The 14,922-nt window shown below is 77.3% G+C and carries 13 protein-coding genes and 1 pseudogene; 11 read left to right on the forward strand and 3 right to left on the reverse strand.

Features of this window, described 5'->3' with window-relative positions:
* Positions 1-6: 6 nt before the first annotated feature.
* The 4 genes and pseudogenes from BKA21_RS19845 to BKA21_RS18855 form a co-directional block, all read left to right on the forward strand.
* Entirely contained in the window at positions 7-792 is a 786-nt protein-coding gene (locus tag BKA21_RS19845; RefSeq protein WP_170209119.1) for a class III extradiol ring-cleavage dioxygenase family protein, read from the forward strand.
* Entirely contained in the window at positions 789-1,745 is a 957-nt protein-coding gene (gene miaA / locus BKA21_RS19850; RefSeq protein WP_170209120.1) for a tRNA (adenosine(37)-N6)-dimethylallyltransferase MiaA, read from the forward strand. Before BKA21_RS19845 ends, miaA begins: the two co-directional genes overlap by 4 nt.
* A complete protein-coding gene (dapF, locus tag BKA21_RS18850; RefSeq protein ID WP_140460492.1) occupies positions 1,742-2,701 on the forward strand; it encodes a diaminopimelate epimerase in 960 nt (319 codons plus the stop codon). The genes miaA and dapF overlap by 4 nt, the downstream gene beginning before the upstream one ends.
* Positions 2,698-2,961 (forward strand): annotated as a pseudogene (locus BKA21_RS18855) (thioredoxin family protein); the annotation flags it as partial. The gene dapF and the pseudogene BKA21_RS18855, both read left to right, overlap by 4 nt.
* 23 nt (positions 2,962-2,984) lie before the next feature.
* On the opposite strand, the gene BKA21_RS18860 reads toward BKA21_RS18855, so the two are convergent.
* On the reverse strand, positions 2,985-4,520 hold the full coding sequence (locus tag BKA21_RS18860; RefSeq protein WP_239072984.1) for an MFS transporter: 1,536 nt from the start codon (positions 4,518-4,520) through the stop codon (positions 2,985-2,987).
* Positions 4,517-5,134, reverse strand: a complete 618-nt coding sequence (locus tag BKA21_RS18865) for a class I SAM-dependent methyltransferase (protein ID WP_140460493.1) — start codon at positions 5,132-5,134, stop codon at positions 4,517-4,519. Before BKA21_RS18865 ends, BKA21_RS18860 begins: the two co-directional genes overlap by 4 nt.
* A 111-nt stretch (positions 5,135-5,245) precedes the next feature.
* Here BKA21_RS18865 and hflX point away from each other — a divergent pair, with 111 nt between their 5' ends.
* The 4 genes from hflX to BKA21_RS18885 all read left to right on the forward strand — a co-directional run bounded on the left by hflX (position 5,246) and on the right by BKA21_RS18885 (position 12,188).
* The gene (hflX, locus tag BKA21_RS18870) at positions 5,246-6,757 is read left to right on the forward strand and encodes a GTPase HflX (RefSeq protein WP_140460494.1); all 1,512 of its coding nucleotides are present in this window, start codon (positions 5,246-5,248) and stop codon (positions 6,755-6,757) included.
* Between the two features lie 81 nt (positions 6,758-6,838).
* Positions 6,839-8,884, forward strand: coding sequence for a S9 family peptidase (locus BKA21_RS18875; protein ID WP_140460495.1), 2,046 nt, complete (start codon positions 6,839-6,841; stop codon positions 8,882-8,884).
* Between the two features lie 50 nt (positions 8,885-8,934).
* A complete protein-coding gene (locus BKA21_RS18880) occupies positions 8,935-11,109 on the forward strand; it encodes an ATP-dependent DNA helicase (RefSeq protein WP_140460496.1) in 2,175 nt (724 codons plus the stop codon).
* A gap of 77 nt (positions 11,110-11,186) precedes the next feature.
* Positions 11,187-12,188, forward strand: coding sequence for an L-lactate dehydrogenase (locus tag BKA21_RS18885; RefSeq protein WP_140460497.1), 1,002 nt, complete (start codon positions 11,187-11,189; stop codon positions 12,186-12,188).
* A gap of 151 nt (positions 12,189-12,339) precedes the next feature.
* Here the strand turns inward: BKA21_RS18885 and lexA are convergent, their stop codons facing one another.
* Entirely contained in the window at positions 12,340-13,074 is a 735-nt protein-coding gene (gene lexA, locus BKA21_RS18890; protein ID WP_179625438.1) for a transcriptional repressor LexA, read from the reverse strand.
* 287 nt (positions 13,075-13,361) lie between these two features.
* Between lexA and BKA21_RS18895 the strand changes: the two genes are divergently transcribed.
* The 3 genes from BKA21_RS18895 to BKA21_RS18905 all read left to right on the forward strand — a co-directional run bounded on the left by BKA21_RS18895 (position 13,362) and on the right by BKA21_RS18905 (position 14,913).
* Positions 13,362-13,838: a LysM peptidoglycan-binding domain-containing protein gene (locus tag BKA21_RS18895; protein WP_140460499.1), complete on the forward strand. Its 477-nt coding sequence runs from the start codon at positions 13,362-13,364 to the stop codon at positions 13,836-13,838.
* Between the two features lie 312 nt (positions 13,839-14,150).
* A complete protein-coding gene (gene nrdR / locus BKA21_RS18900) occupies positions 14,151-14,642 on the forward strand; it encodes a transcriptional regulator NrdR (RefSeq protein WP_140460500.1) in 492 nt (163 codons plus the stop codon).
* Between the two features lie 85 nt (positions 14,643-14,727).
* Positions 14,728-14,913, forward strand: a complete 186-nt coding sequence (locus tag BKA21_RS18905) for a DUF5302 domain-containing protein (protein WP_140460501.1) — start codon at positions 14,728-14,730, stop codon at positions 14,911-14,913.
* Positions 14,914-14,922 lie beyond the last annotated feature (9 nt).

The raw sequence follows: 14,922 nt of genomic DNA on the forward strand, positions 1-14,922 counted from the left end.
CGGGACGTGCTCGTCCACGCCGCCCTCGTCCCCGACACGGCCCTCCTCGTCCCCGGCGTCGCCGGCCGCCACGAGCCCGCCGGCCTCGCCGACCTGCGCGCGGCCGCCCTCGCCGCCGTCGCCGAGGGCGTCGAGGCCGCACGCGGCGGACGCCTCGTCGTCGTCGCGCCCCGCGCCGGCACCGACGACCGCGCCCCGGCGGGACGGGTGCGCGCGGGACTCGGCGCCGCGGGAGTGCCCGACGCGCTGCTCGGGTGGCCCGTGCCCGACCTGCCCGTCGTGGCCCCGCCCGCCGGTGTCGACCTGCCCGTCGCGGGCCCGTCGGTCGGGGTGCCCGCCGCGGTCGCCCTGCACCTGGTGGCGGCCGCGTCGCCCGCCGACCCGCCGGCCGACGTCGTCGTCGTCGAGGTGGCCCGCGACGCCGCGGCGCCGGCCCGGGCCGCGGACCTGCGCGCGCTCGGTGCCGCGTGCGCCGCGGACGCGCCGACCGCGCTCGTCGTCGTCGGCTCCGGGTCCGCCCGGCACGGCCCGCACGCCCCGCTCGCGGACGAGCCCGACGCGCCCGCGTGGGACGACGCCCTGCACGCCGCGCTCGCGGGCCCCGGTGCGCGGGACGCCCTCGCCGGGCTCGACCGGGGCGCGTGCGCGCGCCTGGCGGTGAGCGGCTGGGCCCCGTGGCAGGTCCTCGTCGGCGCGTCCGCGGGCGTCCCGCTCACCGCACGGCTCGACGCCGTGGTCCTCCTCGCCGGTGCCGCCCACGCGGCGGGCGCGTGGGCGACGGTGCCCGCGTGAGCGTCGTCGTCGCCGTGGTCGGTCCCACCGCCACGGGCAAGTCCGACCTGGCCCTCGACCTCGCGCAGGCGCTCGGCGCGCACGTCGTCAACGCCGACGCCCTCCAGCTGTACCGCGGCATGGACATCGGCACCGCCACCCTGCCCGTCGAGCGGCGCCGGGGCGTGCCGCACCACCTGCTCGACGTGCTCGACCCCCGCGACGAGGCGTCCGTCGCCGACTACCAGCGCGACGCGCGGGCGGTGCTCGCCGACCTCGCCGCGGGCGGTGTGCGGGCCGTGGCCGTCGGCGGGTCCGGCCTGTACGTGCGCGCGCTGCTGGACCACCTGGACTTCCCAGGCACCGACGCGGACGTGCGCGCCCGCCTGGAGGAGCGCGTCGAGACCGAGGGTGCGCGCGCGCTGCACGCGGAGCTGGCCGGGCTGGACCCGGTCGCGGCCGAGGGGATCGGCCCCCGCAACGCCCGCCGCGTCGTGCGGGCGCTCGAGGTGATCGCCCTGACGGGGCGGCCCTACTCGGCGAGCCTGCCGCAGCACGTCTACGAGGTGCCCGCCGTGCAGATCGGCCTCGACTGCGCGCGCGACGCCCTCGACGAGCGGATCGGGCGCCGGGTCGACGCGATGTGGGCCGACGGGCTCCTCGACGAGGCCGCGGCGCTCGCCGCGCACGGCGTGGGACGGACCGCGGCCCGGGCCGTGGGGTACGCGCAGGCGTTCGCGCAGCTGCGCGGCGAGCTCGACGAGGTGCAGGCGCGGGCGTCCACGGCCGCCGGGACCCGCCGCCTGGCGCGCAAGCAGATGGGCTGGTTCGGGCGTGACCCGCGCGTCCACTGGCTCGACGCGCGCGACCCGGACCTCCTCGACCGTGCGCTGGACCTCGTCGCCCGTGCCGACGCCGGGACGCTCGGCCCCGCCACCGACGACCCCGCGCCCCGCCGTACCCTGGGCTCATGACCGCGACCGCCCCCGCACCCGCCGCCGTCGCCGCCCCGCAGGCGCGCCTGGCGGTGGTCAAGGGCCACGGCACCCGCAACGACTTCGTGCTCCTCGACGACCGCGACGGTGCGCTCGACGTCACCCCGGCGCTCGTGCGGCTGCTCTGCGACCGGCGCGGCGGGGTCGGCGGCGACGGCCTGATCCGCGTCGTCCGCGCCGGGCACGTGCCGCAGGCGCCCGCCGGGGCGCAGTGGTTCATGGACTACCGCAACGCCGACGGCTCGCTCGCGCAGATGTGCGGCAACGGCGTGCGGGTCTTCGCCCGCTACCTCGAGCACCTCGGCCTGTGGTCGCCCGCCGACGGCGACCTGCCCGTGGGCACGCGGGCCGGGCTGCGGACCGTGCGCGCCGTGCCCGCCGCGCCCGAGGTCGGCGACGTCGCCTGGTTCGCGGTCGACATGGGCCCGGCGACGGTGGTCGGCGGGCCGGACGCGCTGGCGGACGGCGGGGACGCGACGGTCGAGGTCGACGGTCTCGCCGTGACCCGGCCCGGGCTGTCCGTGGACGTCGGCAACCCGCACACCGTCGTCGTGCTGGCGCAGGACGACGACCTCGACCGCGCCGACCTGTCCCACGCACCCCGGGTGCTGCCGGTGCCCGCCGACGGCACCAACGTCGAGCTGGTCGTGCCCGCGGGGGAGTCCCGGCGGGCCGACGGCACGCTCGTCGGGCGGCTGCGGATGCGCGTGCACGAGCGCGGCGTCGGCGAGACGCAGTCGTGCGGCACGGGCGCGTGCGCGGCCGCCGTCGCGGTGCGCGCCTGGGCAGGGCCCGACGCCCCCGCCGTCTGGCTCGTCGACGTGCCCGGCGGCACCGTCGAGGTCACCGCCCGCCCCGACGGGCACGTCGTGCTCGCCGGGCCCGCGGTGCTCGTCGCCGACGTCGACGTGGCCCTCGACGCGCTGCCCGCGTGAGCGGGCCGGCGCCGGCGCTCACGGCCGCCGACCTCGGTGCCCCGCTGGGGGAGCGCGCCACGCTCGTCCAGGTCTCGACCGCCTTCTGCGCGCCGTGCCGCGCGGCACGGCGCGTGCTCGCCCGGGTCGCCGACGCCGTCCCGGGCGTCCGGCACGTCGAGGTCGACGTGGCGGACGCGCCGGAGCTCGCCGGCGCCCTGCAGGTCGTCAGCACGCCCACCGTCGTCGTCCTCGACGCGGCCGGTGCGGTCGTGACGCGCGCCGAGGGCGTGCCGACGCCGCGTCAGGTGCTGGACGCGCTCGTCGGGGCGATGCCGTCGGCGGGGAGCGGCGGCGACGCCTCGGACGGCACGGTGCCCGGCTCCGACGGCACGGTGCCCGGCACCGCGGCACCCGCTGCCGGGGTCCGCTCGGTGGGCGGGACGCCGACGCGCGGGGCGGCCACGGCGGCGCCGAGCGCGAGCACCGCCGTGAGGGCGAACGCGGCGACGAACGGCCCCGGTCCCGCATAGCCGTCGCCGCCCCCGACGAGCACCACGAGGACCCCGGTCAGGGCGAGCGCGAGGGAGGCGCCGACCGAGTCGCCGATGGTGTGCGCGGCGGAGTTGCGGCCCTGGTCCTGCGGCGTCGACCAGCCCAGGACCAGCACGTTGAGGCGCGACGACGCCATGCCCATGCCGGCGCCCGCAGCCGTCCACACGGCCACGACCGCCCACGCCGGCAGCCCGAGGACCGTCACGACGGTCGCGCCGACGACGGCGACGGCCACGAGCGCCGTGCCGGTCCGGACGGCGCTGCGGCTGGGCAGGCGGTGCCCGAGGCGTCCTTGCACCATCGAGGACGCCGACCACGCCAGGGCCGCCGTCGACAGCCCCAGACCGCTCGCCGAGGTCGACCAGCCGTCGCGGTCCACGAGCAGGTACGGCACGTACACCTGCGCCCCGAAGAAGGCGCCCGACACGAGCACGCGCGTCGTGATCACCGACGGCAGGCCGGGCCGCATCCGCAGCGCGCCCCGCGGCAGCAGCGGACGCGCGGCGGCCAGCGCCCCGACGGCGGCGACCACCGCGACCGGCGCGGACCATGGTCGCGGCAGCTGGGCGGCGACGTTGAGCGCGAGCACGGCGGCCGCGACGAGCACGGCCCACAGCACGCGCCGGCCCGCGCCGTCGCGCACCGCCGGCCCGCCGTCGGGCGTGTCGTCGTGCCGCACGGGGCCGAGGCCGCGGACCGCACCCAGCAGCGGGACGGTCGCGGGCACGACCAGCAGCGCGACGCCGAGGAACACCCAGCGCCACCCCGCGAGCTCGGCGAGGAGCCCCGCGACCGCGGGCCCGACCACCGACGGCAGCACCCACGCCGTCGAGAACCACGCGAAGACGCGCGGGTGCAGCACCGCGGGGTACGCGCGGGCCACGGCCACGAGCAGCGTCACGTTGACGGCACCGCCCCCCAGGCCCTGCGCGAGCCGGCCCGCGACGAGCACCGGCATGCTGGTCGCGACGCCCGCCACGACCAGGCCCAGGACGAAGACGACGGTCCCGGCCGTGAACGGGGCGGCCGGGCCCCGGCGGTCGGCCCACGCGCCGGCCAGCACCATGCCGACCACGCCCGTCGCGAGCGGACCCGCGAAGGCGAACGCGTACAGCGAGCGCCCGTCGAGCACGGCGGCGACCTCGGGCATCACGGTGGTGACCGCGAACGACTCGAACGCCACGAGCACGACGAGCGCGAACATCGCGAGCGACGTCGTGCGGCGGGCGCGCCACAGCGCGTCGGGCGACGTCGACCCGGCCGCTGCGGTGGTCCCGGTCGTCACGGGGCGACGCGCAGCACGCGGAAGCCCTTGGCGCTCGCCTCGCGCGTCGTGGGCAGGTCCGCCTCGTCGGTCAGCCAGCGCTGCAGCGGGTCGGCGCCGAGGTTCTTGCCGACGACGAGCCACGCGTCCCCGCCCGGCGCGACGCGGGGCAGCCAGCGGCGCAGCAGGTCGTGCAGCGCGGGCTTGCCGATCCGCACCGGCGGGTTCGACCAGCAGGTCGCGAAGCGCACGTCGTCCGGCACGTCGTCGGGGAGCGCGGCGACCACGTTCGGCAGGCCGAGGTGCGCGGCGTTGCGCCGCACGAGGTCGAGCGCGCGCTCGTTGACGTCGACCGCCCACACGCGGGCGTCGGGGGACGTGAGCGCGAGCGTCAGCGCGAGCGGGCCCCAGCCGCAGCCGAGGTCCAGCAGGTCTCCGGCCGCGGGCGGCTGCGGGACGGTCCGCAGCAGCACCTGCGTCCCGAGGTCGACGTGGTCGGGGGAGAACACGCCGCCCGCCGTCTCGACCTCGACGTCCTGCCCGGCCAGGGGGACGCGCACGGTCCTGCGCTGCGCCGCCGAGGCCGGACGTGCCGTGAAGTAGTGCTCGCCCTGCGGGTCGTCGGTGCCGGTCACCCGCCGAGGCTAGCGGCCGCGCGACGCTGTGCCGGCAGCGAAATCCCGTCGCGGGGGTCGTACGTGCGTGCGATCCTGGGCGCACCCCCGATCCCGGACGAGAGGCCCCGCGTGGACGACCGAGAGCACACCACCGACGTGACGCCGCAGGCGTCGGCGCGCAGCGCGCAGGAGGTGGCCGACGACGTCGTCGCACGGGTGCTCGCCCGGGCCGGGACCGCACTGCAGTCCGGCGGCACGCACCACAGCACGTTCGACGGCGACCAGCTCGACCTCGAGGAGCGCACGTCGCTGCGCCGCGTGGCGAACCTGTCGACCGAGCTCGAGGACGTCACCGAGGTCGAGTACCGCCAGCTGCGGCTCGAGAAGGTCGTGCTCGTGGGCCTGTGGGGCGCGGGCACGGCGCAGGACGCCGAGATCTCGCTCCGCGAGCTCGCGGCGCTCGCCGAGACCGCCGGCTCGCAGGTCCTCGACGGGCTGCTGCAGCGGCGTCGCACCCCGGACCCGAGCACGTACCTCGGCTCCGGCAAGGCGGCCGAGCTCGCGACCGTCGTGGCCGCGGTCGGCGCGGACACCGTCGTCGTCGACGGCGAGCTGGCACCGTCCCAGCGCCGTGCGCTGGAGGACGTGGTCCGGGTCAAGGTCGTCGACCGCACCGCGCTGATCCTCGACATCTTCGCCCAGCACGCCAAGTCGCGAGAGGGCAAGGCGCAGGTCGAGCTCGCACAGCTGGAGTACCTGCTCCCGCGCCTGCGCGGGTGGGGCGAGTCGATGAGCCGCCAGGCGGGCGGCCAGGTCGGCGGCGCCGGTGCGGGCATGGGCTCGCGCGGTCCCGGCGAGACGAAGATCGAGCTCGACCGTCGGCGCATCCGCAACCGCATGGCGAAGCTGCGCCGCGAGATCGCCGCGATGGAGCCCGCCCGCGTGACCAAGCGGGCGTCCCGCAAGCGCAACGCGATCCCGTCGGTCGCGATCGCCGGGTACACCAACGCGGGCAAGTCCTCGCTGCTCAACCGGCTGACCAACGCCGGTGTGCTCGTCGAGAACGCCCTGTTCGCGACGCTCGACCCCACGGTCCGGCGGGCCGAGACCGGCGACGGGCGCGTCTACACCCTCGCCGACACGGTCGGGTTCGTCCGCGCGCTGCCGCACCAGCTCGTCGAGGCGTTCCGCTCGACCCTGGAGGAGGTCGCGGACGCCGACCTGCTGCTGCACGTCGTGGACGCCTCGCACCCGGACCCGGAGGGGCAGCTCGCCGCCGTCCGGCACGTGTTCGCCGACATCCCCGGCGCGATGGACGTCCCCGAGATCGTCGTGCTCAACAAGGCCGACCTGGCCGCGCCCGAGGTCCTGGCGCGGCTGCGCTCGCGCGAGGTGCACGCGGTCGCGGTCTCCGCGCACACCGGTGCGGGCATCGACGAGCTGCAGGCCCTGGTGGCCGACCAGCTGCCGCGGCCCGGCGTCACGGTCGACCTCGTGGTGCCGTACTCCCGCGGCGACCTGGTGAGCCGGGTCCACGAGCACGGCGACCTCCAGCAGGAGGAGCACGTCGCGGAGGGCACGCGTCTGCGGGCCCGGGTCGACGAGGCGCTCGCGTCCGAGCTGCGGGCCGCCGCGGTCTGACGCCGGCCCCGTGCGGCTGATGGGCCGAACGGGTGGTCCGGGGGTGCCTCGCGGGTCGGCGCGCGTGCCTAGAGTCGTCCGGTGATCCCCTCCGACCTGGACCTCCTGCGCACCCCCGGCGCCCCGGCGCCCCTGCCCGACGGCTCGGCCGCCGTCGTGGCGGTCGGCGGGCCCGACCTCGACGCCGACGCGAACCGGGGCGAGCTGTGGCTCGTCCCGCTCGACGGCACCGACCCTGGCACCCACCCCGGCGCGGGAGCCGGCGCGGCGCGCCGGCTCACCCACGGGCACCGCGACACCGCGCCCCAGGTCACCCCGGACGGCCGGTGGGTCGTGTTCTGCCGCGCGCCGCTGACCGGGGGCCCCGCGCAGCTGCACGTCCTCGGCCTGGGCGGCGGCGAGCCCGTCCGGCTCACCGACGCCCCGCTCGGCGTCGCCGCCCCTGTCGTCAGCCCCGACGGCAGCCGGGTCGCGTACGTGGCGCGGGTCCCGCAGGAGGGCCGCTACCTGCCCGGCGGCGACCCGGCGGCCGAGGCGCCGCGGCACGTGACGACGTTCCGGTACCGGTCCGACGCGCTCGGCTTCGTGCACGACCGCCCGCTGCACGTGCACGTCCTCACGCTCCCCGACGACCCGGGAGCGTCCCGCGCGCTGCCGGCGGCGCACGCGCTCACGTCCGGCGAGGTCGAGGTGGCCGCCCCGGCCTGGCTGCCGGACGGCACCGCGATCGTCGCGACGAGCACGCGGCACGCGGCGCGCGAGCGCGACACCCGCCGTGACGCGGTGCTCGTCGACGCCGACCCGCAGGCCGGCTCCGCCCCGGTCCCGCTGACGGACGCCGACGCGGGCAGCCCGCTGCAGGTCGTGGCCGTGCGGCCGGCGGCCGGCGGCGCGGGGCTGTGGCTGCTGGCGCGCGACCTGGGCCCGACGGCCGACGACACGGTCGCGGCGCTGACCGGCCTGCACCGCCTGCCGACCACGGGCACCGGTCCGTCCCTGCGACCGGCAGGACCGCCCGTGCGCCTCACCGACGCCGACGAGGTCGACCTCGCACCGGACGTCCTCGTGCCGCGCGCGGGCGGCGCGGTCGTGGCCGTCGAGCACCGGGGCGCCGTCGAGCTGCGCGAGGTCCTCGACGACGGCACGCTGCGCACGCTGCTGCCCGCGCCGCACGTCGTCCTCGGCGCCGCGGCGGCGCGCGACGGGCGGGTCGTCGTCACCGCGGCGGGCCCGACGACGTCCGGCGCCCTGCTCACGCTGGACCCGGTCGCCGTGCACGCCGACTGGTCGGCGCCCCTGCGGGCGACGGGCCGCGTGCACGCCGCGCGCGAGATCACCGCGGCCTCGCCCGACGGATACCCCGTGCACGGCTGGGTCGTGCTGCCCGACCCCGTGCGGCACCCAGGCCCGCACCCCACGCTGCTCATGGTGCACGGCGGCCCGTTCGCGCAGTACACGCACGCGCTGTTCGACGAGGCGCAGGTGCTCGCGGGCGCGGGGTACGCGGTCGTCCTGGGCAACCCGCGCGGGTCGGCGGGGTACGGCCGCGCGCACGGCCGGGCGATCCGGCGGGCCTTCGGCACGGTCGACGCCGACGACGTCCTGGCGCTGCTCGACGCGGCGCTCGCCGAGGACGCGGACGTCCTGGACCCCGGCCGCGTCGGCGTCCTGGGCGGCTCCTACGGCGGCTACATGGCCGCGTGGCTGACCACGCGCACGGACCGGTTCGCCGCCGCGGTCGTCGAGCGCGGCTTCCTCGACCCCGTGAGCTTCGTCGGCTCGTCGGACATCGGCTGGTGGTTCGGGCTCGAGTACCTGGGCGACCCCGCGACCGAGCCCGACCTGGTGGCCGGCCAGTCACCGATGGCCCGGGTCGGCGAGGTCCGCACGCCCACGCTCGTCGTGCACTCCGAGCAGGACTGGCGCTGCCCCGTCGAGCAGGGCCAGCGCTGGTTCGTCGAGCTGCGCCGCCGCGGCGTCGAGGCCGAGCTGCTGCTCTTCCCCGGCGAGGGGCACGAGCTCACGCGCTCGGGCCGGCCGCGGCACCGGCAGGCGCGGTTCGAGCACCTGCTGGCGTGGTGGGCCCGGCACCTCCCGGTCGACGGGGCGGGACCGGCGGCGGGCTGAGCCGGTCGGGCGCCACGGGCCGCGTGGGTGCCGACGACTACGCTGTCGCGGTGCCTCGACCGACCCGTGCCCGCCCGGCCGCCCTCGACGACGAGGGCACGGGCAGCGGTCCGGGCGCCGGGCCCGGCACCAGGCCCGGCACCGGGACCCGTACGGACGGGCCGGGCGTCGGCGAGCTCCTCGACCTCGCCGTCGGCGCGCTCGGCGGCACCCCCCGCCCCGGCCAGCAGCAGATGGCGGCCGCCGTGGCCGACGCCCTCGACGAGCACGAGCACCTCCTGGTCCAGGCCGGCACCGGCACCGGCAAGTCCCTCGGCTACCTCGTGCCGGCCGTGCGGCACGCGGTCCTGGAGGACGAGCGCGTCGTGGTCTCCACCGCCACGCTCGCCCTGCAGCGCCAGGTGATCACCCGCGACCTGCCCCTGGTCACGCAGGCGCTCGCGGACCGCCTGCCCCGGCCGGCCCAGATCGCGCTGCTCAAGGGCTGGCACAACTACCTGTGCGCCCACAAGGTCGCCGGCGGCTACCCGGAGGACGACCAGGGCGCCCTCTTCGACGTGCCCGAGCGGCCGGGCGCGGCGGACCACCCGGCGACGGCGGACGACGGGCCGACCGGGCGCGAGGGGCTCGGGGCCCAGGTCGTCCGGCTGCGCGAGTGGGCCGAGGAGACGTCGACCGGCGACCGCGACGACCTCGTCCCGGGTGTCGCCGACCGTGCCTGGCGGCAGGTCGCCGTCACCGCGATGGAGTGCCTGGGCACGTCCTGCCCGATGCGCGAGGAGTGCTTCCCGGACCGTGCGCGCGCCCTGGCGCGCGAGGCCGACGTCGTCGTCACGAACCACGCGATGCTCGGCATCGCCGCGACGGGCGCGCCCAACGTGCTGCCCGAGCACGACGTGCTCGTCGTCGACGAGGCCCACGAGCTCACCGACCGGGTGACGGCCCAGGCGACCGCCGAGCTCTCGCTGCCCGTGGTCGAGCACGCGGCCCGCCTGGCCCGTCGGCACGGCGGCGTCCCCACGACGGACCTCGACGCCGCCGGCCAGCACCTGGCGAGCGTCCTCGTGCCGCTGCCGGAGGGCCGCTTCCCCGCGGGTCTGCCCGAGGGCACCCGCACCGCGGTGGCGATGGTCCGCGACGCGGCGCGCACGCTGCTCTCGGTGCTCAAGCCCGACGCGTCCACCAAGGGGCGCGACGGCGCCGAGGGCGGCGTGAAGATGGCCGCGGCCGCGATGCTCGCGCTCTTCGAGGTGACCGAGCGGATGGCCGCCGACCCGCAGGAGAACGCCCACACCGTGCTGTGGTGCGCGCGGGGCGAGGACCGCCGCGGGCAGATCACGACCCGGCTGCACGCGGCGCCCCTGGCCGTCAACGGGCTGATCCGCACGCACCTGCTCGCCGGCCGCACGGCGGTCCTGACGTCGGCGACCCTGGCGCTCGGCGGGACGTTCGAGCCCGTGGCCCGCTCGGTCGGCCTCGAGCGCCGGCCCGACGCCGCGCCCGAGGGGCCGGCCGGGGTCGCTCCCGGGGCAGGGGAGGAGGCCGCGGCGCCGGAGCCGTGGCGCGGCCTCGACGTCGGCAGCCCGTTCGACTACCCCCGCCAGGCGATCTGCTACGTCGCGCGCCGCCTGCCGCCGCCCGGGCGTGAGCCCGCGACCGACGCCCAGCTCGACGAGATCGCGACGCTGGTCGAGGCGGCCGGCGGGCGCACCCTGGGGCTGTTCACGTCCCGTCGTGCCGCGACGGTGGCCGCCGAGGCCATGCGCGAGCGCCTCGACGTCCCTGTCCTGCTGCAGGGTGACGACCAGCTGCCCACGCTGGTGGCCCGGTTCGCCGCCGACGAGCCGACCTGCCTGTTCGGGACGCTCTCGCTGTGGCAGGGCGTCGACGTGCCGGGCCCCGCGTGCCGCCTCGTCGTCATCGACCGCATCCCGTTCCCGCGCCCGGACGACCCCGTACGGTCCGCGCGCACGGACGCCGTGGCAGCCGCGGGCGGCAACGGGTTCATGTCGGTGTCCGCGACGCACGCCGCGCTCCTGCTCGCCCAGGGCGCGGGCCGGCTGGTGCGCTCGTCGCAGGACCGCGGCGTGGTCGCCGTGCTCGACCCGCGGCTGTCGACCGCCCGCTACGGCGAGTTCCTGCTGAGGTCCATGCCGGACTTCTGGCGCACCGACGACCGCGACGTCGTGGTGGCCGCGCTGCGCCGGCTGCGCGGAGCCGACTAGCCTTCGCCCAGGGGCGCCGACCGGGCGGGCGCACCCGGGGACGACCTGCACCGACGCCCGCGACGAGGGGACATGCCATGGCCGACGCCATCGACGACGAGCTCGACCTGGGCTCGGTCGTCCCACCGCAGCGCCGCACGTCCAAGCTCGGCATCGTCGGCGCGGGCGCCGTCGGCTCGACGATGGCCTACGCGGCGCTGATGCGCGGCGCGGCACGCACCGTCGCGCTGCTCGACGTCAACAAGCAGAAGGTCGAGGCCGAGGTCCTCGACCTGTCCCACGGCATCCAGTTCATGTCGATGGCGGAGGTCGTCGGCTCCGACGACGTGTCGGTGCTCGCGGACTGCGACATCGTCGTCTTCACGGCCGGCGCCAAGCAGCGCCCGGGGCAGTCCCGGCTCGACCTGGCCGAGGCGACGATCTCCCTGGTCCGCAACGTGCTGCCCGGCATCGTCGAGGTCGCGCCGAACGCGACGTACGTCATGGTGACCAACCCCGTGGACGTCGTCACGTACGCGGCCCTGCAGATCTCGGGCCTGCCGCCGCAGCAGCTGTTCGGCTCCGGCACCGTCCTGGACTCCTCGCGCCTGCGCTACCTCATCGCCCGGCACACCGGGGTGGCCGTGCAGAACGTGCACGCGTACGTGGCCGGCGAGCACGGCGACTCCGAGCTGCCGCTGTGGAGCTCGGCGTCGATCGGCTCGGTGCCGCTGCTGGAGTGGGACGGGATCGGCGAGAACGGTCCGCTCACGCGCGAGGTCCGCGACGCGATGGCCCGCGAGGTCGTGGAGTCCGCGTACCGCATCATCGAGGGCAAGGGGGCGACCAACTACGCGATCGCCCTGGCCGGGTCGCGCATCATCGAGGCCGTGCTCAAGGACGAGAAGCGGATCCTGCCGGTCTCGTCGCTGCTGACCGACTACCTCGGCATCTCCGACGTGTGCCTGTCGGTGCCGACGATCGTCGGCTCGCGCGGGGTCGCCGAGCGGCTCGCCGTGCCGATGTCCTCGGACGAGCTCACGGGGCTGCGCCGGTCGGCGGAGGCCGTCCGCTCGGTCGCCCGACGGTTCGGCTTCTGACCCGTGCGCGGGGCCGGGCGGGGCGAGCCTGCCGGGCCCCGCGCACGGCAGAGCGCCCGCCGTCCGCACCGTGCGGTGCTGACGACGGGCGCTGCTGACGACCAGCGGTCCTGACGGCGGGCGCCGCGGGTGCTGCCGGCCCGCGCGAGGCTCAGAGGCTGCGCAGCACGCTGACGACGCGACCGAGCACCGTGGCCTCGTCCCCGACGATCGGCTCGTAGGCCGCGTTGCGCGGCATGAGCCACACGTGGCCGTCCGCGCGGCGCAGCACCTTGACCGTGGCCTCGCCGTCGATCATGGCGGCCACGATCTCACCGTTCTCGGCCACGGGCTGCCGCCGGACGACCACCCAGTCGCCGTCGCAGATCGCGGCCTCGAGCATGGAGTCGCCGACCACGCGCAGCAGGAAGAGGTCCCCCTCGCCGACGAGCTGCCGGGGGAGCGAGAACACGTCCTCCACCACCTGCTCGGCGAGGATGGGGCCGCCCGCCGCGATCCGTCCGACGACCGGCACGTCCGCCGACGCGGCGGCGGGCACGGTGGACAGCGCCGCGAGCCCGGTGCGTGCCGGTCGGTCCTCGCTGCCCGTGCCGGGCGTCACCTCACCGTCGGCGCGGGGGCCCGACGGGTCCGGCTGGACGACCTCGATGGCCCGGGGGCGGTGCGGGTCGCGCCGCAGGTAGCCCTTGCGCTCGAGCGCGTTGAGCTGGTGCTTGACGCTGGACGGGCTGGTCAGGCCGACCGCCTCGCCGATCTCGCGCATGCTCGGCGGGTACCCGCGCCGCTCGACGCTGGCGCGGACGGTGTCCAGGACGAGGCGCTGCCGCGGTGTGAGCCCACCTGCCGTCACGTCGACGACCGGTGCCTGCGCCCCGGCCGGTGCGATCCCCTGCTGCACGTCCACAACGCCTCCTGAGTCGCGCGGCCGCCGGCCGCGGTCCGCCGCGCGGCACGCGTGCGTGTCGGTGGGCGGTGGTGCACTTCCCGTCGGGAACACCTTACGGGCCCGCGACCTGCGACATCAAACATCTGTTCGAGCGTGTCTCGACGGTCGTCGGCGCCGTCTGGTAGAACTCGTACAGACGTTCGACGAACGCGTGTTCGATCGGGCGAGGCGCGCGGCGGCAGCGGTCGACGGGCGCGGGGCGGGCGGTTCGGGACGGAGGCAGGGCCATGGCAGGCACGACGACGGCACCTCGAGCGGGTGCGGCACGGCAGGTCGACGGGGTGCGGCGCCCGGCGCTGCGGGTGGTCCAGGGCGGTGCGGCCGAGGCGCCCGGGCGGGTGCAGGTGGCTCCCGCGGGCACCGTGGCGCGTCCGCGTCGAGCGGCGCCTCCGGCCGGCGGGGCCGACGGGCTGCGCGGGTTGCGCCTGACGCGCCGCGGGCGCGCGGTGGTCTGGGCCCTGGGGCTTCTCCTCGGGGCCGGGGTCGGGGGTGCGGCGTGGTCGGCGCAGGCGGACGGCACGGCCGGCGGCGTGGTCGTCGAGCGCCACGTGGTCGAGCCGGGGGAGACGCTGTGGGCCATCGCCGACCGCGCGGCGGCGGAGGGTGAGGACGTCCGCGACGTCGTGCTCGAGCTGATGCGGCTCAACGACCTCGCGTCGGGCGACCTGCTCGCCGGGCAGACGATCGTCGTGCCGGCCCGGTGACGCCGGGCGTGGGGCTGGGCATCCTCTGCCCCATAGGTTAGGCTTACCTCATTCGGCAGGCTGGGGGGTCGGCCGGATGAGCGGCCCGCGCCCGGCGCGGCCCGCAGCATCAGCGGCGCCGAGGCGAGTTGGCGTCGCGAGGGACGGGGGCGTCCCGACGAGGGCGGTCGTCAGCCGACGGCCGCCCTCGGTGCTCCCCGCGCCACGGTCGGCGGCACCCGTGTTGCACCGGAGACGTGGCGCGGCCTAGCGTCACCTCCGACGCCCGGCCCGCCGGCGTCGTCGGACGCCACGACCCTGGAGGGGACCGCCGTGCACTGCCCGTTCTGCCGGCACCCGGACTCGCGCGTCGTGGACTCCCGCACGTCCGACGACGGCGCGTCGATCCGGCGCCGCCGCCAGTGCCCGAGCTGCAACCGGCGTTTCACCACGGTCGAGACCGCGAGCCTGTCCGTCGTCAAGCGGTCCGGTGCGACGGAGCCGTTCAGCCGGGAGAAGATCGCCACCGGGGTGCGCAAGGCGTGCCAGGGGCGTCCCGTGAGCGAGGACGACCTGGCGCTGCTGGCGCAGAAGGTCGAGGAGACGCTGCGGTCGGCCGGGTCGGCCGAGATCGACGCCTACGAGATCGGCCTGGCGATCCTCGGACCGTTGCGCGACCTCGACGAGGTCGCCTACCTGCGGTTCGCGAGCGTCTACCAGGCGTTCGACTCCCTCGACGACTTCGAGTCCGCCATCGCGGTCCTGCGCGCCGAGCGCGAGGACGCCGAGCGCACGCCGTCGCCCGAGGAGCCCGGGCGCGGCTGACCCCCGCGCAATGGTGTGGCGCCCCGACGTAGGGTCGTCCACGCTGGACAGGCGCCGTCCGGCGCCGAACGGAGCGGAGGAACCCATGGCAGACGACAAGCCGGAAGCGGTCAGCGAGGACGCGAAGGCGCGCTTCCGGGAGGCCCTGGAGCGCAAGAAGGCCGTCGGTCACCCGACGGCGGACGGGTCGCGGAACACCGGCGGGGTCCACGGGTCGGAGACCGCAGGACCCGTGCAGCGGCGGTTCCAGCGCAAGTCCGGCTCCGCCTGACCGGACCGT

The organism is Cellulomonas oligotrophica, from assembly GCF_013409875.1.
GTDB classification, from domain to species: Bacteria; Actinomycetota; Actinomycetes; order Actinomycetales; family Cellulomonadaceae; genus Cellulomonas; species Cellulomonas oligotrophica.